21 protein-coding genes and 1 pseudogene are annotated in these 23,738 nt (G+C 70.1%); 7 read left to right on the top strand and 15 right to left on the bottom strand.

The annotated features are described in order from the left end of the window. Nucleotides 1-25: 25 nt before the first annotated feature. Nucleotides 26-664, bottom strand: coding sequence for a response regulator (locus tag ITI46_RS04110; protein WP_209237983.1), 639 nt, complete (start codon nt 662-664; stop codon nt 26-28). Continuing rightward, complete coding sequence (locus ITI46_RS04105) at nt 657-1,832, bottom strand: GAF domain-containing sensor histidine kinase (RefSeq protein ID WP_209237987.1); 1,176 nt, start codon at nt 1,830-1,832, stop codon at nt 657-659. Before ITI46_RS04105 ends, ITI46_RS04110 begins: the two co-directional genes overlap by 8 nt. Before the next feature lie 335 nt (nt 1,833-2,167). Between ITI46_RS04105 and ITI46_RS04100 the strand changes: the two genes are divergently transcribed. After that, on the top strand, nt 2,168-2,887 hold the full coding sequence (locus ITI46_RS04100; protein ID WP_209237982.1) for an aggregation-promoting factor C-terminal-like domain-containing protein: 720 nt from the start codon (nt 2,168-2,170) through the stop codon (nt 2,885-2,887). A gap of 98 nt (nt 2,888-2,985) precedes the next feature. Here ITI46_RS04100 and ITI46_RS04095 read toward each other — a convergent pair whose 3' ends face one another. Further along, nucleotides 2,986-5,682, bottom strand: coding sequence for an FHA domain-containing protein (locus ITI46_RS04095; RefSeq protein ID WP_209237981.1), 2,697 nt, complete (start codon nt 5,680-5,682; stop codon nt 2,986-2,988). A gap of 362 nt (nt 5,683-6,044) precedes the next feature. On the opposite strand from ITI46_RS04095, the gene serB reads away from it, so the two are divergent. Then, nucleotides 6,045-7,286 (top strand): phosphoserine phosphatase SerB, encoded by a 1,242-nt coding sequence (gene serB / locus ITI46_RS04090; RefSeq protein ID WP_209237980.1) that lies wholly within the window; start codon nt 6,045-6,047, stop codon nt 7,284-7,286. A gap of 30 nt (nt 7,287-7,316) precedes the next feature. Here serB and ITI46_RS04085 read toward each other — a convergent pair whose 3' ends face one another. The 4 genes from ITI46_RS04085 to ITI46_RS04075 form a co-directional block, all read right to left on the bottom strand. Next, nucleotides 7,317-7,832 carry a SixA phosphatase family protein gene (locus ITI46_RS04085; protein WP_209237979.1) on the bottom strand — a complete coding sequence of 172 codons (516 nt, stop codon included), beginning with the start codon at nt 7,830-7,832 and terminating at the stop codon, nt 7,317-7,319. Nucleotides 7,833-7,987: 155 nt separating this feature from the next. After that, nucleotides 7,988-8,212, bottom strand: a complete 225-nt coding sequence (locus ITI46_RS04080) for a hypothetical protein (protein WP_209237978.1) — start codon at nt 8,210-8,212, stop codon at nt 7,988-7,990. A gap of 169 nt (nt 8,213-8,381) precedes the next feature. Beyond that, nucleotides 8,382-8,498, bottom strand: a complete 117-nt coding sequence (locus ITI46_RS35375; protein WP_280634709.1) for an SGM_5486 family transporter-associated protein — start codon at nt 8,496-8,498, stop codon at nt 8,382-8,384. A 17-nt stretch (nt 8,499-8,515) separates the two neighbouring features. After that, the gene (locus ITI46_RS04075) at nt 8,516-9,928 is read right to left on the bottom strand and encodes a CynX/NimT family MFS transporter (protein ID WP_209237977.1); all 1,413 of its coding nucleotides are present in this window, start codon (nt 9,926-9,928) and stop codon (nt 8,516-8,518) included. Between the two features lie 23 nt (nt 9,929-9,951). Here ITI46_RS04075 and ITI46_RS04070 point away from each other — a divergent pair, with 23 nt between their 5' ends. Further along, nucleotides 9,952-10,662, top strand: coding sequence for a FadR/GntR family transcriptional regulator (locus ITI46_RS04070; protein ID WP_209237976.1), 711 nt, complete (start codon nt 9,952-9,954; stop codon nt 10,660-10,662). A gap of 45 nt (nt 10,663-10,707) precedes the next feature. Here ITI46_RS04070 and fabI read toward each other — a convergent pair whose 3' ends face one another. Continuing rightward, on the bottom strand, nt 10,708-11,487 hold the full coding sequence (gene fabI / locus ITI46_RS04065) for an enoyl-ACP reductase FabI (protein ID WP_209237975.1): 780 nt from the start codon (nt 11,485-11,487) through the stop codon (nt 10,708-10,710). Nucleotides 11,488-11,489: 2 nt separating this feature from the next. Next, nucleotides 11,490-12,194: a 3-oxoacyl-[acyl-carrier-protein] reductase gene (gene fabG / locus ITI46_RS04060; protein WP_209237974.1), complete on the bottom strand. Its 705-nt coding sequence runs from the start codon at nt 12,192-12,194 to the stop codon at nt 11,490-11,492. A 222-nt stretch (nt 12,195-12,416) separates the two neighbouring features. On the opposite strand from fabG, the gene tyrS reads away from it, so the two are divergent. The 3 genes from tyrS (at nt 12,417) to ITI46_RS04045 (ending at nt 15,037) form a co-directional block, all read left to right on the top strand. Further along, a complete protein-coding gene (tyrS, locus tag ITI46_RS04055; RefSeq protein WP_209237973.1) occupies nt 12,417-13,832 on the top strand; it encodes a tyrosine--tRNA ligase in 1,416 nt (471 codons plus the stop codon). Nucleotides 13,833-14,199: 367 nt separating this feature from the next. Next, entirely contained in the window at nt 14,200-14,577 is a 378-nt protein-coding gene (locus ITI46_RS04050) for a DUF3099 domain-containing protein (RefSeq protein WP_209237986.1), read from the top strand. Nucleotides 14,578-14,788: 211 nt separating this feature from the next. Next, nucleotides 14,789-15,037: a hypothetical protein gene (locus ITI46_RS04045; protein WP_209237972.1), complete on the top strand. Its 249-nt coding sequence runs from the start codon at nt 14,789-14,791 to the stop codon at nt 15,035-15,037. A gap of 62 nt (nt 15,038-15,099) precedes the next feature. Here ITI46_RS04045 and moaA read toward each other — a convergent pair whose 3' ends face one another. The 3 genes and pseudogenes from moaA to ITI46_RS04030 all read right to left on the bottom strand — a co-directional run. Beyond that, nucleotides 15,100-16,089: a GTP 3',8-cyclase MoaA gene (moaA, locus tag ITI46_RS04040; protein ID WP_209237971.1), complete on the bottom strand. Its 990-nt coding sequence runs from the start codon at nt 16,087-16,089 to the stop codon at nt 15,100-15,102. A 194-nt stretch (nt 16,090-16,283) separates the two neighbouring features. Then, nucleotides 16,284-17,930, bottom strand: a complete 1,647-nt coding sequence (locus ITI46_RS04035) for a monocarboxylic acid transporter (protein WP_209237970.1) — start codon at nt 17,928-17,930, stop codon at nt 16,284-16,286. A gap of 98 nt (nt 17,931-18,028) precedes the next feature. Continuing rightward, a pseudogene (locus ITI46_RS04030) lies at nt 18,029-18,366 on the bottom strand (DUF485 domain-containing protein); the annotation flags it as partial. 256 nt (nt 18,367-18,622) lie between these two features. On the opposite strand from ITI46_RS04030, the gene ITI46_RS04025 reads away from it, so the two are divergent. Further along, nucleotides 18,623-20,167 (top strand): S8 family peptidase, encoded by a 1,545-nt coding sequence (locus tag ITI46_RS04025; RefSeq protein WP_209237968.1) that lies wholly within the window; start codon nt 18,623-18,625, stop codon nt 20,165-20,167. A 54-nt stretch (nt 20,168-20,221) separates the two neighbouring features. Here the strand turns inward: ITI46_RS04025 and ITI46_RS04020 are convergent, their stop codons facing one another. The 3 genes from ITI46_RS04020 to ITI46_RS04010 all read right to left on the bottom strand — a co-directional run bounded on the left by ITI46_RS04020 (nt 20,222) and on the right by ITI46_RS04010 (nt 23,729). Then, nucleotides 20,222-21,109, bottom strand: coding sequence for a sterol desaturase family protein (locus tag ITI46_RS04020; protein WP_209237967.1), 888 nt, complete (start codon nt 21,107-21,109; stop codon nt 20,222-20,224). Nucleotides 21,110-21,177: 68 nt separating this feature from the next. Continuing rightward, the gene (locus ITI46_RS04015; RefSeq protein WP_209237966.1) at nt 21,178-22,443 is read right to left on the bottom strand and encodes an amidohydrolase family protein; all 1,266 of its coding nucleotides are present in this window, start codon (nt 22,441-22,443) and stop codon (nt 21,178-21,180) included. Further along, entirely contained in the window at nt 22,440-23,729 is a 1,290-nt protein-coding gene (locus tag ITI46_RS04010) for an amidohydrolase family protein (protein WP_209237965.1), read from the bottom strand. The genes ITI46_RS04015 and ITI46_RS04010 overlap by 4 nt, the downstream gene beginning before the upstream one ends. Nucleotides 23,730-23,738 lie beyond the last annotated feature (9 nt).

Below are 23,738 nucleotides of genomic sequence, written 5' to 3'. Positions count from 1 at the left end.
GTCACCCCGTCACCCCGTCACCCCGTCACCCCGTCACCCCGTGGCGGACCGCCCACAGCGCCGCCTGGGTGCGGTCGGCGAGGTCGAGCTTCATCAGGATGTTGGAGACGTGGGTCTTGACCGTCTTCTCCGACAGCACGAGCGCGCGGGCGATCTCGCGGTTGGAGCGGCCGTCGGCTATCAGACCGAGTACCTCACGTTCCCGTTCGGTCAGTGAGGGGCCGCGGCCGACGCCGCCGCCCTGGTCGTCGGTGAGCAGCGCTCCGGCGACTTCCGGTTGCAGCAGTACGTGGCCCGCGTGCACGGAGCGGATGGCGCCGGCGAGCGCGTCCGGGTCGACGTCCTTGTAGACGTACCCCGCCGCACCGGCCCGCAGGGCGGGGATGACCGTGCGCTGTTCGGTGAAGCTGGTGACGATCAGCACCCGTGCCGGATTGCCGCCCTCTCGCAGCGCGCGCAGGGCCTCGACACCGTCGGTGCCCGGCATCTTGACGTCCATCAGCACGACGTCGGGCCGCAGCTCGTCGGCGCGGGCGACGCCCTCGGAGCCGTCCGACGCCTCCCCCACGACCTCGATGTCCTCCTGCACCTCGAGAAACGTGCGCAGCCCGCGCCGTACGACCTGGTGGTCGTCGACGAGGAGCACGCGGATCGGGTCAGCCACCGGGCACCTCCATCTCGACAACTGTGCCCTTGCCGGGCTCCGACTGGACGGTCAGCGTGCCGCCGACGCCGGAGGCCCGGTCGCGCATCGAGACCAGGCCGAGGTGCCGGCCCGCCGAGCGGACGGCGCCCGGGTCGAAGCCCGTACCGTCGTCGCTGACGGTGAGGACGACGGACGGGCCGCGGCGGACGAGGGCGACGCGGACCTGCGAGGCGTCCGCATGCCTGAGTGCGTTGTGCAGCGCTTCCTGGGCGACGCGCAGCAGCGCCTCCTCCTGCGCCGCGGGGAGTGCGCGTACGCCGTCGCACTCGAAGTCCACCCCGGCGCTGTGGGCGCGGTCGAGGACCTGGGCCTGGGTGCGCAGGGTGGCGACGAGGCCGTCGTCGTCCAGCGCCGCGGGCCGCAGTTCGACAACCGCGGCGCGCAGTTCGTCGGCCGCCTCGCCGGACAGCCGGGCCACCTCGTGCAGTTCGGCCTTGGCGCGTTCCGGATCGCGGTCCACCAGCGCTGTGGCCGCCTGGGCTGTCAGCCGGAGGGAGAAGAGCTTCTGGGCCACGGCGTCGTGGAGTTCGTGGCCGATGCGGGTGCGTTCCTCGGCGATGGTCAGCTCGCGGCTGCGCTCGTACAGGCGTGCGTTGGTGAGCGCGATGGCCGCGTGCTGGGCCAGCAGGCGCAGCAGTTCCTCGTCGTCCCCCGTGAAGGCGCAGGCCCGCTCCTGGGAGGCCGGGCGGTGCTCCTTCCTGGCGCCGGGGGCGCAGCGCTTGTTGGCGAGGAAGAGCGCGCCGAGCACCTCCTCGCCGTCGGCGATGGGCATACCGAGGAAGTCGGCCATCTTGGGATGCGCGGCGGGCCAGCCGCCGAAGCGGGGGTCCTTGCGGACGTCGGCGAGGCGCTGCGGGGTGGCGTCGTGCAGCATCGCGGCGAGGATGCCGTGCTGGCGCGGCAGCGGGCCGATGGCCTTCCACTCCTCCTCGCTGACTCCGGCGACGACGAACTGGGCGAAGCCGCCGTGGTCGTCGGGTACGCCGAGCGCCGCGTACTCGGCGTCGAGCAGATCGCGGGCCGAGGCGACGATCGTCTGGAGGACGTCGCGCACCTCGAGACGGCGGTTCATGGCGAGCAGCGCCTCGCTGACGGCGGCGAGTCCGGAACGGGGGACCATGCTGATCACCGTACTGCGGTGCCGCCGGCGCGGGATCGGACCGCGGCCAGGGACGGGGCGGGCCGGTGGTCCTAGGTCCGGCGGCGTACGGGGGCGAGCTGTGAGTACTGCCACAGGGCTCGGCAGTCGGTACGAAGCTGCTTAGTAGGAGTTCGGCGGGATTGTCCTGGACATCCGGGGCGGACAAAGCATCGGTCTACTAAGCGGCTTAGGAGCAGCGACCTTGATCGCGCTTTGCCCGGCAATTTGCGGGCCGCTAAGAATGTCGCTCGCCGCAGAGCCCTGCGGTTCGCACATCTCGCAAGCCTCGAACACCTCACACACCGAAAGAGGCCTCCCCGATGTCCCCACAGCCTCCGCAACCCGAGCACCCCGAACGACCGCGCCGCTTCACCCGGCGGCAGCAGGTCACCGCGGCAGCCGGGGTGGCGGCCGTGGGACTGACGGCCCTCGCCCTCGGGCTGGTGCAGCAGGGCTGGGGCGACGAGGGCGAGGTGCGGGTGCCAGGCGACGAGCTCACCGCTGAGGCCGCCGCCTGGCAGCCCAAGCAGCTCGGCGCTGACGAGCAGCGGCGGGGCATCGAGGCGCAGTCCTCGCGTGCCACCGAGCGGGCCGAGGCCGCCGCCCGGCGCGCGGCGGCGGAGCGGGAGGCCGCACGGGCGCAGCGCGCTGCCGAGGCCCGTAAGCGCGCGGAGGCGGAGCGCGCCCGTAAGGCGGCCGAGGCGAGCCGTTCGGCCGAGCGGAAGGCCGCGGCGAAACGGTCGGCGCCGTCCGGGTCGCCGCAGCAGATCGCCCGGCAGTTGATCGGCGACGAGCAGCAGTTCCAGTGCTTCTCGAACATCGTGGAGCGGGAGAGCGGCTGGAACGTCACCGCCGAGAACCCCAGCAGCGGCGCGTACGGGCTGGTGCAGGCGCTGCCCGGGTCGAAGATGGCGTCCGCGGGAGCGGACTGGCGCACCAATCCGGCCACGCAGATCAAGTGGGGCCTGCAGTACATGAAGTCGACCTATGGCAGCCCGTGCGGCGCCTGGTCGTTCTGGCAGAGCCATCAGTCGTACTGACGGCGGGACCGCCTCGCGCTGACGGCGGGACCCGTCCGGGACAGGTGAAGGGGGCTCCCTCGTTCGAGGGAGCCCCCTTCAGCGTGCGTCTGGGACGCTCACTTCCGCATGATCTCCGGCTCGTGGCGGCGCAGCAGCCGGATGATGACGAAGTAGCACAGGACGCCCATCGCCACCAGGACGCCGATGTCCATCGTCCACTGGTCCAGGGAGTGGTCCCACAGCGGATCGGTGTTGGTCGGGTCCTTCTTGTCCTGTGGCATCAGCCGGCCCAGCTCGACGGTGGCACCCATGGCCGCCATCGCCCACCGGGAGGGCATCAGCCAGGCGAACTGCTCCACGCCGGGGCTGTCGAAGAGCTTGAAGAGCACACCGGTGAAGACGACCTGTACGACCGCGAAGAGCACCAGCAGAATCATCGTCTTCTCGGAGGTCTTCACCAGCGAGGAGATGATCAGGCCGAACATCATCGAGGTGCCGCCGAGCGCGATGGCCACCAGGGTCATCTCGATCGCCGGGTTGGAGGCGAGCAGCCCCTCCTCGGGAAGGTCGCGCGGGTAGAAGCCGACGATGCACATCAGCACGCCCTGGACGGCCGCGACCATGCCCAGAACGATCACCTTCGACATCAGATAGGCCGACCGGGACAGCCCGGTGGCCCGTTCCCGTTCGTAGATGACCCGTTCCTTGATCAGCTCGCGGACCGAGTTGGCCGCGCCCGAGAAGCAGGCGCCGATGGCGAGGATCAGCAGGATGGGGCCCGCGTCGCCGTTGGTCTTGCGCGGTGGTGCCGTCAGACCGTAGTCGGACGGCATCAGGGTGCTGACCAGGCCGAGGAGCAGCGGGGTGACGAAGGACAGCACCAGGAAGGAGCGGTCGGCGGAGATCACCGAGAAATAACGGCTGATCAGCGTCCACAGCTGGCTGCCCCAGCTCTGCGGTTTCTGGAGCCGTGTCGGCTGCATCGCCTGCTGCTGGGCCGCGTACGGGTCCTGCTGCGGCACCTGCTGGTCGATGTCGGCCGCGTACATCTGGTAGTGCTGCGAGCCCTGCCAGCGGCCCATCCAGTCGTAGTCGCGGTAGTTCTCGAACGCGGAGAAGACGTCCGCCCAGGAGTCGTAGCCGAAGAAGTTCAGTGCCTCCTCGGGCGGGCCGAAGTAGGCCACACCGCCGCCCGGCGCCATCACCAGGAGCTTGTCGCACAGCCCGAGCTCGGCCACCGAGTGGGTGACGACCAGCACCGTACGGCCGTCGTCGGCCATGCCCCGCAGCAGCTGCATCACGTCGCGGTCCATGCCCGGGTCGAGGCCCGAGGTGGGCTCGTCCAGGAAGATCAGCGACGGCTTGGTGAGCAGCTCCAGGGCGACGGAGACGCGCTTGCGCTGACCGCCGGAGAGGGAGGTGACGCGCTTGTCGGCGTGGATGTCGAGCTTCAGCTCGGCCAGTACCTCCTCGACCCGCGCGTTGCGCTCGGCCTCGGCGACGTCGCCGGGGAAGCGCAGTTTGGCCGCGTAGCGCAGCGCGGTGCGGACCTTCAGCTCCTTGTGCAGGATGTCGTCCTGCGGGACGAGCCCGATGCGCTGCCGCAGCTCGGCGAACTGCTTGTAGAGGTTCCGGTTGTCGTAGAGGACCTCGCCGACATCGGCCGGACGGTAACCGGTCAGCGCGCGCAGCAGCGTGGACTTTCCGGAGCCGGACGGGCCGATCACGCCGATCAGCGACTTCTCGGGTACGCCGAAGGTGACGTTGTTGAGGATGACCTTGCCGCCGTCGACCTTCACCGTCAGGTGGCGGGCGGAGAAGGACACGTCGCCGGTGTCGACGAACTCCTCCAGCCGGTCACCGACCAGCCGGAAGGTGGAGTGTCCGATGCCGACGATGTCCTGCGGCCCGATGGCGACGGTGCCGGACTTGGGAATCGGCTGGCCGTTGACGTAGGTGCCGTTGTGGCTGCCGAGGTCGCGGATCTCGCAGCGGCCGTCGGGCGAGGAGTGGAACTCCGCGTGGTGCCGGGAGACCTGGAGGTCGGAGACGACCAGTTCGTTCTCCAGCGCACGGCCGATGCGCATCACCCGGCCGAGGGAGAGCTGGTGGAAGGTGGTCGGGCTGCGGTCGCCCGCCGGCTGCGGGGCGCCGCCGTGACCGCCGGGGCCACCGCCTGCGCCGGGGCCGCCCATGCCCTGCGGGCCGGGGCCGCCCTGCTGCGGTATGTGCTGCTGCGGCGGTGCCTGCTGCGCGTACTGCTGCTGCGGCGCCTGCTGCATCTGCTGTGGCATCTGGGGGGGCTGCTGCTGCCAGCCCTGGTGCGGCTGCTGGGGCTGCTGGGGCTGCTGGCCCCAGCCGGGACCGCCCTGGCCGCCGACCTGCGGCTGCTGGGTCGGGGCGCTGTGCTGCGCCGCCTGGGGCTGCCCGTGCTGCTGACCCTGCTGCTGGTGCGAGGGCGCCGTCTGTCCGCCGTACATACCGGCGGCCGGCGCCTGACCACTGCCGGCCCCGCCGGAGAAGCCGAGCCGCGGGCCATCGGTGGCATTGCCCAGATGGACGCTCATGCCGGGGGCGAGCTCCAACTGCTGGACTCGCCGCCCTTGCACATACGTGCCGTTGGTGCTTCCGTGATCCTCAATCACCCAGGCGCGCCCTCCCCAGCGCACCGTGGCGTGCCGCCAGGAGACCCTGGCGTCCTCGATCACCACGTCCCCTTGCGGGTCGCGGCCGAGGCTGTAGGCCCTGGACGGATCGAGCGTCCAGGTCTGTCCGTTCAATTCCAGTACGAGTTCCGGCACTCCATGCCCCACAAAGTTGTCCCCCGAGGTACCCCCTTCGAAGAGGGAGTCTAGGGATGGCGAACATCGTGAGGAACTATTTCAGGCTCGGCCGCCCGACAGGAAGCCGGGCCAGCGCTAGGGACCAGGCTGTGACCGTTCCGGCCAGGGAATGTCGGAGAGAAACGGGCCCCGCTGCGGATGCCCCCATGGATCGCCACTGATCACGACTGATACGGACAACTGCTACGCACCGGGCGGTGCGGAACCGGAACAGAGCCCTGGGACCTGAACGGGCCCCGAGGGCCGGAACAGAGCCTCGAGGACCCGAGCGGAGCACCAGGGAGCGGCCCCGGCAGGGGCGCCGGGCAGGACGACGGTAGTGTGAGAGGACCATGAGCACACCTGTGGCCCAGCCTCCGTCGTACGCCGACACTCCGACCCTGCTGGTCAAGATCTTCGGCAAGGACCGGCCCGGCATCACCGCCGGCCTCTTCGACACCCTCGCGGCCTTCGCGGTCGAGGTCGTCGACATCGAGCAGCTCGTCACCCGCGGCCGCATCACCCTGTGCGCCCTGGTGACCGCGCCCACCACCGGTACCGGCACCGAAGGTGAGCTGCGCGCGACCGTGCACAGCTGGGCCGAGTCGATGAACCTGACCGCCGAGATCATCTCCGGGAAGGGCGACAACCGGCCCCGCGGCACCGGCCGTTCGCACGTCACCGTGCTGGGACACCCGCTCACCGCGGAGTCGACCGCCGCCATAGCGGCCAGCATCACCTCCACCGGCGGCAACATCGACCGTATCTTCCGGCTCGCCAAATACCCGGTCCTGGCCGTCGAGTTCGACGTCTCGGGCACGGAGACGGCGCTGCTGCGTACGTCGCTGGCGCTGGAGGCCGCGAAGTACGGCGTCGATGTGGCGGTTGTCGCCTCGGGACTGCAGCGGCGGGCGCAGCGGCTGGTGGTGATGGATGTGGACTCCACCCTCATCCAGGACGAGGTGATCGAGCTGTTCGCGGCCCACGCGGGCTGCGAGGCCGAGGTCGCCGAGGTGACGGCGCGGGCGATGCGCGGCGAGCTCGACTTCGAGGAGTCGCTGCACGCGCGGGTCGAACTGCTGGCGGGGCTCGATGTGTCGGTGGTCGACAAGGTGCGCGAGGAGGTGCGGCTCACCCCGGGTGCGCGCACCCTGGTCCGTACGCTCAAGCGGCTCGGCTTCCAGGTGGGTGTCGTCTCCGGCGGCTTCACGCAGGTGACGGACGCGCTCCAGGAGGAGCTGGGGCTGGACTTCGCCTCCGCCAACACGCTGGAGATCGTGGACGGCAAGCTGACGGGGCGGGTCACCGGGGAGGTGGTCGACCGTGCGGGCAAGGCCCGGCTGCTGCGCAGGTTCGCCGAGGAGGCGGGGGTGCCGCTGGCGCAGACCGTCGCCATCGGGGACGGCGCCAACGACCTGGACATGCTCAACACCGCGGGGCTCGGCGTCGCCTTCAACGCCAAACCCCTGGTGCGGGAGGCCGCTCACACTGCGGTGAACGTGCCGTTCCTGGACACCGTGCTCTATCTGCTGGGCATCACGCGCGAAGAGGTCGAGGCCGCGGACGGACCCGAGGGAACGATCGAGCGCGTCTGAACTCCCCCGGGCTGTCCGCGGCCTGCTGTCTCACTCGTGCGGGGACCAGAAGTGGGTCAGTTCGGCGCTGCCCGGCTCCACCGACTTCCAGGTGCCGGTGTACCGCAGGACGGCGACCGCTGCCGTGGGGAAGCCGCGGGCCATCCGCTCCTGCGCCCCCGGGTCGGCCGCCCCGGCGAGCACGTCGGCGACCGACTGCATTCCGGGGTTGTGGCCGATGATCAGCAAGTCCCGCACATCGTCGGCGACTTCGTTGATGACCTCGATGATCTGGCCGGGCGGCGCCTCGTAGAGACGGTCCTCGTAGACGGTCTTGGGTCGCTTGGGGAGGTGGGAGACGACCAGCTTCCACGTTTCGCGGGTGCGGGTCGCTGTCGAGCAGAGGGTGAGTTGCGGGGTGATGCCCTGACCGGCGAGCCATTCGCCCGCCGCGGGGGCGTCCAGGCGGCCTCGCTCGGCGAGGGGCCGCTCGTGATCCGCCACCTGGGGCCAGTCCGCCTTGGCGTGCCGGAGAAGGACGATACTGCGGGGCACATCGACGCTCATGCCCCCAGCTTCGCATGAAACCCGCTGTCAGGCGCGGGGCGTTGGACGGCCGGTCCCCCACGGGTGACGCACGGTGATGCCCCGTTTACCGGGGGCGGTTCACCAGGGACGGTTTCATCGGGAGCGGCTCAGCTGTGACGGCTCCCCCGGGCGGCTCAGCCCAGCAGCGAGCCCCACAGATGGGTGAGGAAGGACAGCAGCGGGCTGTCGGCGGCACGCTGGGCGGCGTCGGCCTGTCCCCCGCCCACCAGGAGGACGAGGAGCAGGGCGAAGCCGAGCACCGGAAGCAGCGCTCCCCACCACGGCAGCCGCGTCTGCACGGCACCCGGCGCCCGGCGGTCGGCGCTCTGGTCGGTTGCAAGAGGTGCGGGGGCCGTCATGGGGCTCGCCTCCGGTTCTGTCTGCCTTACCTGGTACGTCTCGTACGGTACGGAGCACAAGGAGGCGGGCCCATCCGGTGAGCCACCCAGTTACCCCTGACGCCAGCCCCCTAGGGGATGGTGGTGCTGGCTACACCCCGGCCGGAAAGGCCGGGCGCCGAGAGCGGTGTCAGCCGACGGCGATGCTGGCGATCACGCCGATGACGACGGTGACCGCCATCATCGCGCCGAAGATCATCAGGAGCTTCTTCCGCGGTTCCGGGGGGTTCGGTTCGAGAACTGGCATGTGAGCCAGTCTCGCACTCAGCGTCCTTCCTCGATGACCCGGTCCCGGCCGGCCAGCAGCCCCGTCGCCATCTGCGCCAGCATCAGTGCGGCCATCAGCAGCAGCGGCAGGTGCCAGCCGCCGCTGAGGTCGTGCAGCGAGCCGACGAGCAGCGGGCCCGGAATGGAGATCAGATAGCCAGTGCTCTGCGCGAAGGCGGAGAGCTTGACCACGCCCGCGTTGGACCGGGTCCGCATGCCGATCATGGTGAGGGCCAGCGGGAACGCGCAGTTGGAGACGCCCAGCACCAGGGCCCACACCCAGGCGCCGGCGGCGGGCGCGACCCACAGGCCCGCGTATCCGGCCAGGCCGCAGACGCCGAGCGCGAGCACCAGCGGACCCTGATGCCGCATCCGGGCCGCCAGCTTCGGCAGCACGAAGGAGAGCGGGACGCCCATGCCCATCGTCACCGCGAGCATCACTCCGGCCGCCGAGGCGGAGACCCCTGCGTCGCGGAAGATCTGCGGCAGCCAGCCCATGGTGATGTAGGCGGCGGACGCCTGGAGACCGAAGAAGACACCCAGCGCCCAGGCGGTGGGCGACTTGGCGATACGCAGCGCGGGCTCAGCGCCTTCGGGGGGCCTGGAGGCGGTACGTACGGCACCGGAAGCGGAACCGGAATCGTGGTCCGAACCCGGGCCCTGGTCCCGGTCGGCGTCCGGCCCCGGGGTGCGGGCCTGGCGGCTCCGGGAGATGACCGCCCACGGAACGACGGCAACGGCGGCCAGCGCAGCCCAGGCGCCCAGGCCGACCCGCCAGCTGCCGCCGAGCGCGTCGGTCATCGGCACGGTGACGGCGGCGGCACCGGCCGTGCCCAGGGCGAGCGCCATCGAGTAGAGCCCCGTCATGGAGCCGACCCGGTCGGGGAACCAGTGCTTGACGATGACGGGCATCAGTACGTTGCTCACCGCGATCCCCGCGAGGGCGAGCGCGGTTGCGGCCAGGAAGGTGACGGTACCGCCCGCCAGTGGCCGCAGCACGAGCCCGAGGGTGATGGCGACCATGCCGGCCAGCACGACGGCCGCCGGGCCGCGGCGGCGGGCCAGCCGGGGCGCCAGGCCGCCGAAGACGGCGAAGCACAGCGGCGGTACGGAGGTGAGCAGCCCCGCGACGGTGCCGTTCATGTGCAGCCCGTGCCGTACCTCCTCCAGCAGCGGGCCGAGCCCGGATATCGCGGGGCGGAGATTGAGCGCGGCGATCACCATTCCGGCAGCGACCAGGCCGAGCAGCCAGCGGGGCACCGCAGCAGCAGCCGCTCCGGTTCCGGGAGGTGGCATCCGGGGCGCGGCGGGGCGCTCGGGGACGGTGCGGGTCCCCGTCTCGGAAGCGGGTGCGAATGCCGGTTCGGGTTCGGGTGCGGAGTTCCTGCTGTCGTCGTCTGCCGATGCCATGCGACCCATCATAGAATCATGGGATGAATAGCGGCCAACCAATTGACTCGCCTTCGCTCCCCGCGCTCTCCGCCCCCAGTCGTGCCCCCTTGGCCACCCAGGTGATCGCGGCCCTGCGGCAGCAGATCACCTCCGGGCAGTGGCCGGTGGGCAGCCGCATCCCGACCGAGCCCGAACTGGTCGAGCAGCTCGGCGTGGCCCGCAACACGGTGCGGGAGGCGGTGCGCGCCCTCGCGCACAACGGGCTGCTGGACATCCGGCAGGGCTCGGGCACCTATGTGGTGGCGACCAGCGAGCTGGCCGGGGTGATGCACCGCAGGTTCGCCGGGGCCGATCTGCGGCACGTGGCGGAGCTGCGCTCCGCGCTGGAGACGGCGGGCGCACGGCTGGCGGCACGCCGCCGTACGGACGCCGACGTACGGCAGCTGGACGGACTGCTGGAGCGCCGCGAGGCGGCGTGGGACTCGGGCGACGTCGAGCACTTCATCGACGCGGACCGCAGCCTGCACATGGGCGTGGTCTCCGCCTCCCACAACGAGGTGCTCGCGGAGGTGTACGCCGACCTCGGCGAGGTGCTCCGGGCCTACCTGAGGCAGGACGTGGGCGAGGAGCTGCGCCCGGAGAACTACATGGACCACACCCGGCTGCTGGAGGCCATCCGCGCCCAGGACGCGGAGGCCGCCTCCAAGGAGGCGGCCTCACATACGGCGGAATGGGGCCACGGCGCGCTGTAGCCGGTGCCGGGGGCCGCGCCCCACACCTCTGGGGCCCTCACACCCCTAGGCCCCCATCATGTGGACGCCGCCGTCGACATGGACGATCTCGCCGGTCGTCTTCGGGAAGAAGTCCGAGAGCAGGGCGACGACGCCGCGCCCTGCGGGCTCGGGGTCGGTCAGGTCCCAGCCGATGGGGGCGCGGGTGTTCCAGACGTCGGACAGCTCCTCGAAGCCCGGGATGGACTTGGCGGCCATCGACTTGATCGGGCCGGCCGAGACCAGGTTGCAGCGGATGTTCTTGTGGCCGAGGTCGCGCGCGAGGTAGCGGGAGGTGGCCTCCAGCGCTGCCTTGGAGACGCCCATCCAGTCGTACTTCGGCCAGGCGAGCTGCGCGTCGAAGTCCATGCCGACGACGGAGGCGCCGCGCTTCTCCAGCAGCGGCAGCAGCGCCATCGTCAGCGACTTGAGCGAGAACGCCGAGATCTCGACGGCCGTGGCGACCGACTCCCACTCGGTGTTGAGGAAGTTGCCGCCGAGCGCGTCCTGCGGCGCGAAGCCGATGGAGTGCACGACGCCGTCGAGCGCGGCGTCTTCGCCGAAGTGCTCGGTGACCTTGGCCGCGAGCCCGTCCAGGTGCTCCTTGTTCTGCACGTCCAGCTCGATGACCGGCGCTTCCTTGGGAAGCCGCTTGGCGATGCGCTGCACCAGGGAGAGCCGGCCGAAGCCGGTCAACACGACCTCGGCTCCCTCCTCCTGGGCAACCTTCGCCGCGTGGAAGGCGATCGAGGAGTCGGTCAGCACGCCGGTGATCAGTACGCGCTTTCCAGCGAGGATTCCGCTCATGTTCAGTGACCCATGCCCAATCCGCCGTCCACGGGAATGACGGCTCCGGTGATGTACGCGGCCTCGTCGGAAGCCAGGAAACGGACCGAGGAGGCGACCTCCTCCGGCGCGGCGTAACGGCCCAGCGGCACCTGCTTGACGATGTCCTCGCGCTGCTCGTCGGTGAGCGCGCGGGTCATGTCGGTGTCGACGAAACCGGGCGCGACGACGTTGCAGGTGATGTTGCGGGAGCCCAGCTCGCGGGAGAGCGAGCGGGCGAAGCCCACCAGACCCGCCTTGGAAGCCGCGTAGTTGGCCTGTCCTGCCTGGCCCATCAGCCCGACGACCGAGGAGATCAGCACGATACGGCCCTTACGGGCGCGCAGCATGCCGCGGGAGGCGCGCTTGACCACCCGGAAGGTGCCCGTGAGGTTGGTGTCGAGAACCGAGGTGAAGTCGTCCTCGGACATCCGCAGCAGCAGTTGGTCCCGGGTGACGCCGGCGTTGGCGACGAGTACCTCGACCGCGCCGTGCTTCTCCTCGATCTCTTTGTACGCCTGCTCCACCTGCTCCGGCTCGGTGATGTCGCACTTGACGCCGAGGAAGCCCTCGGGCGGCTCTCCGGAGCGGTAGGTGACGGCGACCTTGTCGCCTGCCTCGGCGAAGGCACGGGCGATGGCCAGGCCGATGCCGCGGTTCCCTCCGGTCACGAGCACTGAGCGGCTCACTGTGTGACCACCCTTTCTGCTTCTGCTGTCGCGGTTTGCTGTCGCGTCTCTCGCAAAGAGAACCTATCCGGCGCGGCCAGGACACGAGCACTCGGGCACGGACAGGGGCATCTGCACCCTCCTGTGGAGTCCCTACAGAAACGCCGGGGGCGATCGGGTGCCGGTGCGGGCGCATAGACTTCGCGTGACCGTATTCAGCAACCACCACACCAGGACAGTGACGTGACACGCCTCGGCGACTCCGTACAGCGCGCCAGTGAACTGCTGGCCCAGGACCTCTCCTCCGACACCAACGTCGAGCGGCTGCTCGCGGAGACCGGGTCGCGGCGTTATCTGGACCTGAGTGATCTGCCGGCCACGGAGCAGGCCGAGCTGATCGGCGCGCGGTCGGTGGAGCTGCTGCCGTCGGTGGAGAAGCTCGCCGAGCGGATCGAGGAGCGCGCGGCACAGGGCAAGGGGCTGCACGTCAAGCTGGGCATCGACCCGACGGCGGCGGATGTGCACCTCGGGCACGCGGTGCCGGTGATCGTGCTCAGCCGCTTCCAGCGGATGGGCCACGACGTCACGCTGATCATCGGTGACTTCACCGCCAAGATCGGCGACCCCTCTGGCCGTACGGCCGAGCGTCCGCCGCTGACCGACGAGGACATCGCGCGGAACCTGTCCGGCTACCAGGAGCAGGTGCGGCCCTTCTTCGACTTCGAGAAGGTGCGGTTCGCGCACAACAGCGAGTGGCTGGCCCCCTTCACGCTGCCGAAGCTGCTGGGGCTGCTGGGGCAGGTGCCGGTCTCCTCGCTGCTCCAGCGCGAGGACTTCCGCAACCGGCTCTCGGAGGGCTCGGGGCTGACGATGTCCGAGCTGCTGTACCCCGTGGCCCAGGCCCTGGACTCGGTGGAGCTGGACTGCGACGTGGAACTGGGCGGCGTCGACCAGTTGCTCAACCTGCAGATGGGCCGCCGGGTGATGGAGGCGTACGGCCAGCAGCCGCAGCTCGTGGTCACCATGCCGCTGGTGGAGGGCACGGACGGCTCGGGCGCCAAGATGTCCAAGTCCAAGGGCAACTACGTGGGCCTGGGCAGCGCGCCCGACGAGGTGTTCGGCAAGATCATGTCGATCCCGGACCGGCTGATGACGCCCTACCTGCGGGCCTGGACCGAGTGGACAGACGCGGAGATCGACCAGGTGCAGGCCCGGATCGAGGCGGGCTCCCTGCACCCGATGGACCTGAAGAAGGTCCTGGCGGGGGAGGTCGTCGCGGCCCTGCACGGAGTGCCGGCGGCGATGGCGGCCCGGGCCCATTTCGTGGCCCAGTTCTCCAAGAAGTCCTTCTCGGACGTCGAGACGCTGCCCTCCGTCGAGCTGGCCGAGCACGGCGAGGAGGGTGTCGCCGCTGTGCTGACGAAGGTCCTGGAGTTCACCCCCAGCGCCTCGGCCGCCCGCCGGATCGCGAAGCAGAACGGGCTACGGCTGATCATCGAGCGGAGCGGCCAGAAGCAGCAGGCGGTGGTGCTCTCCGAGGCGGAGGCGCTGCGCCCACTGGCCGAGGTCGCCCGCGAGGCGGTGCCCACCGAGGGCGGCGCGGCGGACGCGGTGTATCTGAAGGCGGGCCGCAAGGTCGCGGAGCTCCGCGGTCTGTGACGGCCGCGGGGGCGGCGTCCGGGACGGCGCCTGGCGGGTCGGCGGGTCGGCGGTGATGACGCTGCACGCTGGGTCAGTGGCCGTGTCCGGGACGGCGCCTGGCGGGCCGGTGTCCGGGACGTTGCGCGGCGTATCGGCGTCCGGGACGCGGTACGCGGCGGGCGCGGTGGGCCGCGCTGTGGGCGGCTCACCGGTCGGGGTACGCACCCTGCGGGAGCCGCCGTGCCGCCGTTGTACGCAGGGCGGCCGGTCCGCTGGGCCCAGCGCCCCGGTCTCGAAGCGGACGCATCCGAGGCGTACCGTGGGAAACGTCCGGATCTCCGTGCAGGGCCACGGAGAACGGCAGGTGAGCAGGTGGTGGGATCTGATGCGGAAGCAGCACCGGCCGGAGGTTTTCCGGATCACCGGGGCCCGTCAGGGGCTGCAGGAGGATGTGCGGGGGAGGCAGCGTCGCTATGTGATCTCCATGCTGATCCGCACGGTCGCCGTCCTGCTCACCGTGGTGCTGTGGAACGTCGAGCGTCCGCTGGCAGTGGTGACGCTGGTGCTCGGGCTGACTCTCCCGTACATCGCGGTGGTGATCGCCAACGCGGGCCGGGAGAACGCGCCTTCGGCTCCGCCGACGGTCCCGCCAGACCCCGCGCACGAGGCACTGGAAGCCTCACAAGTGACGAAAGCGGACGAGGAAGACGCTCCGGAAGAGGCCGAGTCGCAGTCGAACGAGACGACGAGCGACCGCAGTTGATCTGGCCCTTCGCGCAAAGCTCAAGAAAACCTCAGATCAATCCTGCGGTTCCGGTGCACTGCGACCGCTCCCGCATGCCATACTTCAGGTGCGCTCCGCATCCCCCGTCGGAGCGATGGACCGACGCCGGGCGGCTCCCCCCGTGGCTGCCCGGCGTCGTTTAATGTCCAGGGCGTGAACTCGCCGCCCGGACGTGAGGGAGGATGGAGGGGTGATCCCTTCCGCATCTCCCTCGGCCGAGGGGCCCGACACTCCGATCTGCTCCGCCAAGGGCTGCCGTGAGCCGGCCGTGTGGGTGCTGGCCTGGAACAACCCGAAGCTGCACACCCCCGACCGCCGCAAAACGTGGCTGGCCTGCGAGGAGCACCGCGAATATCTCGCGAAGTTCCTCGGCGTCCGCGGCTTCCTCAAGGACACGGTGCCACTGGCCGAGTGGGAGTCGTCGGCCCCGGAGAGCTAGCCTCCCAGCCTCCCGGAGAGCAGCCGGGCCCCTGAGAGTCGGCCTGCACCCGGCGCGGCCGGTCAGCCGCCGATCGCCGACATCGGGCGCTGTGGCTGGACGAACGAAGGATCGTCGATCCCGGCGCCCGCCTTCTTGCCCCACATCGCCTTGCGCCACAGTGCCGCGATCTCCGCGTCGGAGGCGCCGCCGCGCAGTGCGCCCCGCAGATCGGACTCCTCCGTGGCGAACAGGCAGGTGCGCACCTGTCCGTCGGCCGTCAGCCGGGTGCGGTCGCAGGCGCGGCAGAACGGCCGGGTGACCGAGGCGATGACGCCGACCCGCTGCGGGCCGCCGTCCACCAGCCAGCGCTCGGCGGGCGCAGAGCCGCGCTCCTCCTGCCGCTCCGGGGTGAGGGTGAAGCGCGTACGCAGCGACTCCAGGATGTCACCGGCGGTGATCATGCCGTCCCGCTGCCAGCCGTGCTGGGCGTCCAGCGGCATCTGCTCGATGAAGCGGAGCTCATAGCCCTCCTCCAGGGCCCACTCCAGCAGCTCGGGGGCCTCCTGGTCGTTGAGCCCCGGCATCAGCACCGCGTTGACCTTCACCGGTGTCAGGCCCGCCTCGCGCGCCGCGGCCAGGCCCCGGAGCACGTCGTCGTGGCGCTTGCGGCGGGTCATGCGCTGGAAGGTCTCGGGGTCGAGGGTGTCCAGCGAGACGTTGACCCGGTCCAGGCCCGCCTCGCGGAGCGCTGTCGCGGTGCGCTCCAGGCCGATGCCGTTGGTGGTGAGCGACATTCTGGGCCGGGGCTCCAGCTCGGCGCAGCGCGCGACTATGCCCGTCAGGCCGGGGCGCAGGAGGGGTTCGCCGCCGGTGAAGCGGACCTCGGTGACGCCGAGGTCCGTGGTGGCGATGCGGATCAGCCGGACGATCTCGTCGTCCGTCAGCAGCTCGGGCTTGGCGAGCCACTGCAGCCCTTCTTCCGGCATGCAGTACGTGCAGCGCAGGTTGCAGCGGTCGGTCAGCGAGACGCGCAGGTCGGTGGCGACCCGCCCATAGGTGTCGAGCAGCATGCTGACGGCCCTCCCAGGTGCGTGATCTGCTCCGCAGCGTAGGCCACGCCTGTGACATCCGACAGCGCCGATTGTTGCGTCCTGGCACCTGAGAGGGGTGCGGCTGCCGCTGGGCCGCATACGCGGGGCACGCCGCCCGGGAGGGGTGCCCGTCTGCTGGGCCCCGAGCGCCGGGGCCCAGCAGACGGAGCCGGTCAGTGGGCGCCCACTCCGGTCATGGAGCGCACCTCCAGCTCGGCGTACTTGGCGCCTTGCGCGCCCTCGTCCTTGGAGAGGAGGGAGCCGATCCAGCCGAGCAGGAAGCCCAGCGGGATGGAGATGAGACCCGGATTCTCCAGCGGGAACCAGGCGAAATCGGCGTCGGGGAACATGGAGGTCTCCTTGCCGGTGACGACCGGCGAGAAGAACACCAGGAACACCGAGGAGATCAGTCCGCCGTAGATCGACCACAGTGCGCCGGTGGTGGTGAAGCGCTTCCAGAAGAGGCTGTAGAGCAGGGTGGGGAGGTTGGCGGAGGCGGCGACCGCGAACGCGAGGGCGACGAGCCCCGCGACATTGAGCTTGCCCGCGAAGATGCCGAGCCCGATGGCGACGCCGCCGATGATGACGGCCGAGACCCGGGCCGCCTTGACCTCCTCCTTCTCGGTCGCCTTGCCCCTGCGGATGACGTTTGCGTACAGGTCGTGCGCGAAGGACGACGACGAGGCGAGGGTCAGTCCCGCGACCACGGCGAGGATGGTGGCGAAGGCGACCGCGGAGATCATCGCCAGCAGTACGGCGCCGCCGGTGGAGTCCGCGCCGCCGCCGATCTCCTGGGCGAGCAGCGGTGCCGCGGTGTTGCCCGCCGCGTTGGAGTCGGTGATCGTCTTCGGGCTGAGCAGCGCTGCCGCGCCGAAGCCGAGCGCGATGGTCATCAGGTAGAAGACGCCGATGATGCCGATGGCCCAGTTCACCGACTTCCGCGCCGCCTTGGCGGTGGGCACGGTGTAGAAGCGGATGAGGATGTGCGGCAGCCCGGCGGTGCCGAGGACGAGCGCGATACCGAGGGAGATGAAGTCGATCTTCGAGGTCGTCGTTGCGCCGTACTTCAGCCCGGGTTCCAGGAACGCCGCGCCCTTTCCGCTGTTCTCGGCGGCAGCGCCCAGCAGGGAGGAAAGGTTGTAGTTGAACTTGTGGAAGACCAGGACGGTGATGATGACGGTGCCGCCGATCAGCAGGCACGCCTTGATCATCTGCACCCAGGTGGTGCCCTTCATACCGCCGATCGTCACGTAGAGGATCATGACGATGCCGACGAAGACGACAATCAGGTTCTTGCCCGTGTCGCCGGTGATGCCCAGCAGCAGCGCGACAAGCGCGCCGGCGCCGACCATCTGAGCGAGCAGATAGAAGATCGAGACGACGATGGTGGAGACTCCGGCGGCGGTGCGGACGGGCCGCTGCCGCATCCGGTAGGCCAGTACGTCGCCCATCGTGTAACGGCCGGAGTTGCGCAGCGGTTCGGCGACCAGCAGCAGGGCCACCAGCCAGGCGACGAGGAAGCCGATGGAGTACAGGAATCCGTCGTACCCGGCCAGCGCGATGGCTCCGGCGATGCCCAGGAAGGATGCGGCCGACATGTAGTCGCCGGAGATGGCCAGCCCGTTCTGGAAGCCGCTGAACTGCCGTCCGCCGGCGTAGAAGTCGGTGGCGTCCTTGGTGCGGCGGCCCGCCCAGACGGTGACACCGAGGGTGATGACGACGAAGACCGAGAAGAGCGTGATGATCAGTGGGCGGTGATCGCTCGCGTCCCCGGCGGCCAGCTGGGTGGCGGGTGCGGCGAGCTGCTGGGTGAGACTCATGCGTCGTCCTCCTGACCGGCGAGCTCGCCCTTGTCCTTGCCGAGGCCGTCGGCCTGGTGGCCGATCCCTCCGCCGGCGGCCCGCTGGAGGTTCTCCGCGTCCAGCCGCTTCTTGAGCGCCTCAGCCCTGGGGTCGAGCTTCGCGGCGGCGAACCGCGAGTACCACCAGGCGATCAGGAAGGTCGTCAGGAACTGGGCGAGTCCGAAGACGAAGGCGATGTTGATGTTGCCGACGACCTCGGTGCCCATGAAGCCGCCCGCGTAGTTGGACAGCAGGACATAGAGCAGGTACCAGACGATGAAGCCGACGGTGAGCGGGAAGACGAACGAACGGTAGCCGCGCCGCAGTTCTCCGAACTCGGCGCTGTGCTGCACGTCCGTGTAGTCCCGGGGCCCCGGTGGGCCGGAACTCGCGTGCTCGGGGGCGGTGTCCACAGTGACTCCAGACGGAACGTGAGGAACGTGATGGGGGACGGTACGGACTGAAAGTGTGACCCACGTCTCAATGGACGCACAGTCCGCGCATCGTAGATCGTGCTCCGCCCGCACAACAGGGGTCGGTAGTTGAAACGGAAAAGACCGATCACGGTTGCGCACGGCCTTCGGACTTTCTTCATCAATCCATTGCAGTTACCTGGCCCTCAGGGATAACTTCCGTCGTCTGTAGACAACTTCAGACGACATGGAGACCCCATGGATTCGAGACCATCCAGACGGCGGCGCGCTCTCGCGGTGCCGTTGGGACTGGTACTGACCGCCACCCTCGGCCTGGCCGGAGCGGCTGCCGCCAACGCCCAGACCACCGGGCAAGCCGCTGCCGCCGCGCCCAAGGCGAAGGCCGGCGAGAAGCTGAGCTACATCGTCAACACCGGAACCGACGGCAGAACCGTCGAACGGGTCAAGAACGAAATACGCGAGGCTGACGGCAAGATCGTCGCCACGTACAAGAAAATAGGCGTCATCGTCGCGCACTCCAGCAATCCGGAGTTCGGCGAGACGATGCGCGCGGTGGACGGCGTCGACTCGGCGGGCGCCACCCGTACAGCCCCGCTGAAGGCTGCCACCACCACCGAGGTGGGCAAGCCGCACTTCGTCAAGGAGCCGAAGGCGAAGTCGGCGCTGGCGAAGGCGAAGGCCAAGGAGCAGGAGCCGCTGGAATCGCTCCAGTGGGACAAGCGGGCCATCAAGGCGGACAAGGCCGCCAAGGTCGACGAGGGCAGCAGGAAGGTCACCGTCGGCGTCATCGACACCGGCGTGGACGACACCCATCCGGACCTGAAGGCCAACTTCTCCGCGAAGCAGTCGGCGAACTGTGTCGGCGGCAAGGCGGACACCACGCCCGGCGCCTGGCGGCCGTACAACCCGGACGAGGACTACCACGGCACGCACGTCGCGGGCATCATCGCCGCCCCGCGCAATGGTGTCGGCATCGCGGGCACCGCGCCCGGGGTGAAGGTCGCCTCCCTCAAGGTGAGCGAGCCGGAGACCGCGCTGTTCTACAGCGAGGCCGTCGTCTGCGCGATGGTCTACGCGGCCGACCACGGCATCGAGGTCACCAACAACAGCTACTACGTGGACCCGTGGCTCTACAACTGCGACGACCAGGCCGACCAGAAGGCCATCGCCGAGTCGGTGCAGCGCGCCATCAGGTACGCGCAGGGCAAGGGCGTCACCACCGTCAGCTCGGCGGGCAACTCCTCGCACGACCTGGCGGCCTCGGAGATCGTGGACGACACCAGCCCGGACGACGGCACTCCGGTCGAGCGCACCATCGATCCGGCCACCTGCCCGGACGTGCCGACCATGCTGAAGGGCGCCACCTCCGTCTCAGCGAGCGGCCCGGAGAACCTGAAATCGTACTACTCCAACTACGGCAGGAACCAGATCGACGTCACCGCCCCAGGTGGTGACCGGGCGTTCCAGACGCCGGAGGAGCCCGCCAAGGACGGCGGCGTGCTGTCCACCATGCCGAACGGCGAGTACGCCTACCTCCAGGGCACCTCGATGGCCGGGCCGCAGGTCGCGGGCGTGGCCGCGCTGCTCAAGAGCAAGCACCGCGACTCCAGCGCCCAGGAGATCTCCTGGCTGCTGAAGGCGCAGGCGCAGACGCTGCCGTGCCCGGCGAAGTTCGACCCGGACGGCAAGGGCACCTACGCGGCGAAGTGCACTGGTGTGAAGGGCAACAACAGCTTCTACGGGCACGGGCTCGTGGACGCGCTGGCGGCCGTCACGAAGTGACAGCCGCCCGGCTGTGAGGGCTGCCCCTGCCCGCCGTCCGCGGGCTGCCGGCCCTTAGGGCAGCTGCTGTGAAGGGCTGGGCCGCATTTCGCGGTCCGGCCCTTCCTGCGTCGCCGGCTGCCACCCCGGGCCGCGGAGGACGCGGCCCGCGCGCTCGCGCCAGCTGTGTGCCGCGCGGAGGTCGCGGGCGATGGCCGCGTACTCGTGGGTGGCGACGCGCAGCGGGTTGTAGGTGTGGATGTTCTTCGTCAGCCCGTAGACACAGGCGTCGGTCTCCGGGACGAAGGAGCCGAAGAGCCGGTCCCAGACGATCAGGATGCCGCCGAAGTTACGGTCCAGGTAGCCGCCCTGGGACGCGTGGTGCACCCGGTGGTGGGACGGCGTGTTGAAGACGAACTCGACGGGCCGGGGCAGCTTTCCGATCCGCTCGGTGTGGATCCAGAACTGATAGACGAGGTTCACCGAGGAGCAGAACGCGATGGCCGCCGGGTGGACGCCGCAGGCGATCATCGGGACGTAGAACGGCCACACGGTCCACGTCGTCCACGGCTGGCGCAGCGCGGTGGTGAGGTTGAACTTCTCGCTGGAGTGGTGCACGACGTGGCAGGCCCACAGAATGCGGATCACGTGGTGGCCGCGGTGCGACCAGTAGTAGAAGAAGTCCTGCGCGAGCAGCATCAGGGGCAGGGTCCACCAGAGAATCGGCACGCGCAGCGGGGTGAGTTCGTAGACCGCCGCGTAGATCGCGACGATCGGTATCTTCCACAGCGCGTCGAACACCAGGCTGCCGAGCCCCATGGTGATGCTGGTCGCGGCGTCCTTCACCTCGTATCCGGCGGAATCCTCGTCCGGATGCAGCCGGTAGCTCACCATCTCCAGGACGGTGAGCAGGACGAAGGCGGGGATGGACCACAGGACGACATCGGGCAGACTAGACGGCATGTCAGCAAGGTAAGGCAGCAGCGGGCCCCGGACCAGAGGTGGTTACCGGTCGGTATGAATTTTTCGCCTCACCACACCCGCACGCTCCCTCCCGGGGCGAAGGCCGGGCTGGTGGCGCCGTCCGGGACCCGGGTCAGCGGCTCGGCGATCTCGGCGACCGTGGGGCCGACCCGGGCGGCGATCGGGTCCAGGAGCCCCAGGTCGAACCCGTAGACGCGGGCCGCGTTACCGCCCACCATGGCGGCGATCTCCTGCCGCGGCAGCCCCGCGAAGGCGATCCGCAGCCCCTCCCGCGAATAGGGCTGGGTGCCCTCGTCATGGGGATAGTCGCTGCCCCACATGATCTTGTCGCGGCCGATGCGCTCCCGCAGCGGCACCTCGTGCGGCCGCATGAAGCTGGCCCCGACATAGCAGTTCCCGCGCCATACCGCGCTGGGGCGCTGCCCCATGGCCTCGGCCAGGCCCGCGCCGAACTTGGACTCTGCGGTGACTGCCGACCGGCCGGCAGCGGAGACCAGCCGCTCGTGGTAGTAGTCCAGCATCTCCAGCACGCCGGGGATCCAGCCGGACCCCTGTTCGGTCAGCACCAGCCGCAGTGAGGGATGGCGGCGGAAGGCCCCGCCGAAGATCAGGTGCCACAGGGCACGGTGCGAGAACCAGGTCGTCTCCACCATGAAGACGGCACGTGCCGCGGGCTCGTCGCCCAGCGGCGGAGAGGCGGAGCCACCGTGGTGATTGACCGGAACATCCAGCTCCGCGCAGACGGCCCACAGCGGGTCGTAGACCTCCGAGTACAGCTCGGGGATACCGGAACCGGGCGGTACGCCCGGCAGCAGCACGCCACCCGTCAGTCCGGCCTCGCGGGTCCTGCGTACCTCGCGTACAGCCTCCTCGACATCGTTGAGCAGGATCTGGGCGACGCCGGCGCGCCGTCCCGGCGTCCGGGCGCAGAAGTCGGCGAGCCAGCGGTTGTGGGCCCGCAGGCCCGCCCAGCGCCGGTCCAGCTCCTCCCGCGTGGGGACGGGCGCCATCAGTGAGGCGGAAGGGAAGAACGGCGGGATGGTGTTGGGGAAGACGACCTCGGCGACGATGCCGTCCGCCTCCATCTCTGCCAGCCGCCGCCCGGAGTTCCAGTTGCGGTCCGCGGTGTCGGCGAGCAGATCCTCGTACGGGTTGACGTAATCGGCCGCCCAGGCGTCGAAGTCGTCGTGAAAGCGCCGGGGGAGGTAGGGCTTGTAGTCGAGCAGATCGGCGCCGGCGTGGCAGTCGGCGGAGATGACGGTGTAGCGCTCGGTGGGGCCGGTGTGCTCGGTGGGGTCGGTGGGGTCGGTCATATCTCCCTCCCCACGTACGGGAAGTCGCCCCCGGTCAGCCAGTGGCGGCCCGTCTCGCGGGCGCGGCGCCAGGACTCCTCCACCGGCCGCTGGTCGGCGGGCTGGCCCAGCTCGGCCGGGGTGGGGCCGATCCGGCGGGCGAGCGGCGCGAGGGCCGCGGTGTCGAAGCCGAACACCTCGGCCGCCGCCTGGCCCAGCATCCGGCGGGTCTCGGCCACGGGGATGTCGTGGAAGGTGTCGCGCAGCCACTCCCGGGTGCGGGGCCAGGTGCCCTCGGGGTGCGGGAAGTCGCTGCCCCACAGGATGTTGTCGACGCCGATCTCATAGCGCTGGGCCAGCTCGCGGCGCTTGGTGTTGGTGGCGCAGACGAAGATCTGCCGGTCCAGATACGCGTGCGGCGGGCGCTTGAGCTCGGCGAACGGCGAGAGCTTCTTGCCGCCGTGCGCGCCAAGATAGAGCCGGTCCATGAACCACAGCAGATTGGGCAGCCACCAGCAGCCGGACTCCGCGACGCCGAACCGCAGCCCCGGGTGCCGCTCGAACACGCCCGACCACAGCAGGAACCAGAGCGGGCGCGCGGGCCACCAGGTGACTTCGCTGACGTAGATGCCCAGGTGGTCGCCGTACTCGTGGCGGGGCGCCGCACCCGAATGAGTGACGACCGGCATGGCCGTCTCCGCGGCCGCAGCCCAGACCGGGTCGTAACGGCGGTCGTGATAAGGGGCTTTGCCGGCCCACATGGAGGGGATCATCAGGGCCCCCAGGCCGGATTCTCGCGCGCGGTGGATTTCGGCGACAACGTGATTGACCTCGCCGGTGACCGGTAACAGGGCGACACCGCAGTGCCGTTCCGGGTGGGTGGAGCAGAAGTCGGCCAGCCAGCGGTTGTGCGCCCGGGCTCCGGCCATGCCCAGCTGCGGGTCCTGGTCGCCGCTCAGACCCAGGCCGACACCGAAGGGGGCCGCGGTGCCGCTGTCGACGGCGTCGGCGTCCGGGAAGACCACCTCGCCGGCCACCCCGTCGCCGTCCAGCTCCTTGACGCGCTGCGCCGCGTCCCAGCCGCCGCGCAGCCCTTCCTCGTTGTCCTCGAACCACTTACGGGCGAACGTCTCGTTGCGGATGCCGAGGCGGGTGGACTCCTCGATCCGCGCGTCGCGCTGGGCCAGGAAGTCGTCGAACTCCCGGTGGAACTTGCTCTCCAGATACGGCCGGTACTGCTCGGTGGGCAGCCCGGCGTGGCAGTCGGAGGAGATGATCAGGTACGGGGTGTCTTGGGACGCCTGCACGGCTGGGGC

Source organism: Streptomyces oryzae, assembly GCF_017676365.1.
Taxonomy (GTDB): domain Bacteria; phylum Actinomycetota; class Actinomycetes; order Streptomycetales; family Streptomycetaceae; genus Streptomyces; species Streptomyces oryzae.
This window is presented reverse-complemented; position numbering and strand designations above follow the sequence as displayed.

Bases quoted from the DNA above. Each gene is read 5' to 3' on its own strand.
- ITI46_RS04100 (WP_209237982.1), top strand. From the start codon at position 2,168: ATGTCCCCACAGCCTCCGCAACCCGAGCACCCCGAACGACCGCGCCGC.
- serB (WP_209237980.1), top strand. From the start codon at position 6,045: ATGAGCACACCTGTGGCCCAGCCTCCGTCGTACGCCGACACTCCGACC.
- ITI46_RS04085 (WP_209237979.1), bottom strand. From the start codon at position 7,832: ATGAGCGTCGATGTGCCCCGCAGTATCGTCCTTCTCCGGCACGCCAAG.
- ITI46_RS04080 (WP_209237978.1), bottom strand. From the start codon at position 8,212: ATGACGGCCCCCGCACCTCTTGCAACCGACCAGAGCGCCGACCGCCGG.
- ITI46_RS35375 (WP_280634709.1), bottom strand. From the start codon at position 8,498: ATGCCAGTTCTCGAACCGAACCCCCCGGAACCGCGGAAGAAGCTCCTG.
- ITI46_RS04075 (WP_209237977.1), bottom strand. From the start codon at position 9,928: ATGGCATCGGCAGACGACGACAGCAGGAACTCCGCACCCGAACCCGAA.
- ITI46_RS04070 (WP_209237976.1), top strand. From the start codon at position 9,952: ATGAATAGCGGCCAACCAATTGACTCGCCTTCGCTCCCCGCGCTCTCC.
- fabI (WP_209237975.1), bottom strand. From the start codon at position 11,487: ATGAGCGGAATCCTCGCTGGAAAGCGCGTACTGATCACCGGCGTGCTG.
- ITI46_RS04050 (WP_209237986.1), top strand. From the start codon at position 14,200: ATGCGGAAGCAGCACCGGCCGGAGGTTTTCCGGATCACCGGGGCCCGT.
- moaA (WP_209237971.1), bottom strand. From the start codon at position 16,089: ATGCTGCTCGACACCTATGGGCGGGTCGCCACCGACCTGCGCGTCTCG.
- ITI46_RS04035 (WP_209237970.1), bottom strand. From the start codon at position 17,930: ATGAGTCTCACCCAGCAGCTCGCCGCACCCGCCACCCAGCTGGCCGCC.
- ITI46_RS04025 (WP_209237968.1), top strand. From the start codon at position 18,623: ATGGATTCGAGACCATCCAGACGGCGGCGCGCTCTCGCGGTGCCGTTG.
- ITI46_RS04020 (WP_209237967.1), bottom strand. From the start codon at position 21,109: ATGCCGTCTAGTCTGCCCGATGTCGTCCTGTGGTCCATCCCCGCCTTC.
- ITI46_RS04015 (WP_209237966.1), bottom strand. From the start codon at position 22,443: ATGACCGACCCCACCGACCCCACCGAGCACACCGGCCCCACCGAGCGC.